Here is an 871-nt window from a genome sequence, read left to right on the forward strand (position 1 = left end):
GGTCGTCGGCTCCGCGGGGCACGTCCTCGCGGTGGACCGCGACGTCCGCTTCCTCGACCGGCTGCCCGGGTCGGTCGAGGTCCGGCGCATGGACGTGATGGTCGACGACCTTCCGCACGCACGGTTCGACCTGGTCCACGCTCGGCTTCTGATCGCACACCTCCACCCGCATCGGCGTGCGCTCCAGCGGCTCGCGGCGGCGGTCGCACCGGGCGGCTGGCTTCTGGTCGAGGAGGTCGATTGGACGTGTGCCGACCTGGTCGTCCCCGAGGCGTCGATACACACCGCCATGGTCCAGGCGCTGCAACGGCTCATGGGCGAGGAGGGCGGGTTCGACGCGACCTATGGCCGCCGGCTCCTCGGTGATGTGCTCAGCCTGGGCTTCACCGACGAGGCCGCTCAGTACTACGGCACTCAGTTCCGCAGCACCGGCGAGTCGTGGCTCGCCTGGCAGCTCCTCGTGGAGCGATTCCAGCGGAGCATCATCGAAGCCGGACTGCTGACGCGGGACGAGGTGGGCCGGTGGTGGTCTCTCAGCCGCGACGAGAACAACCTCATCATCAGCGCGGCGATGTTCGCCGCCTGTGCCCGCCGTGCCTGATCCCCTTGACCTGGGCCCGCTCCGCGAGCAGACGCGCCAGTTGGGCGTCGGCCGCCACCACGGCGAGTTCGTACTGGGATGTACTCTGTTCGTATGCAGAAGAAGGTCGTCACGATCGGGAATTCGGCGGGCATCACGATCAGCCCAACCGAGCTGCGTGCTCTGGGCGTCGGCCCCGGAGATACGGTCGAGGTGACCGTCCGTGCCGGGGTACTCGAGGCCCGCGCCGTGAGCCGATATGAGGACACCCCCCTGCCCGACCTGATGGCC

2 protein-coding genes are annotated in these 871 nt (G+C 69.0%); both read left to right on the top strand.

The window, feature by feature from the left end:
• Positions 1–601: methyltransferase domain-containing protein (locus tag U9980_RS15920; protein WP_322768638.1), on the top strand; the 601-nt coding region annotated here is incomplete at its 5' end.
• Between the two features lie 78 nt (positions 602–679).
• On the top strand, positions 680–871 hold a 192-nt coding region (locus U9980_RS15925), incomplete at its 3' end, for a MazF family transcriptional regulator (protein ID WP_322768639.1).

Origin of the sequence: Protofrankia sp. Cr1 (genome assembly GCF_963555865.1) — a bacterium.
In the GTDB taxonomy this organism is placed as follows: domain Bacteria; phylum Actinomycetota; class Actinomycetes; order Frankiales; family Frankiaceae; genus Protofrankia.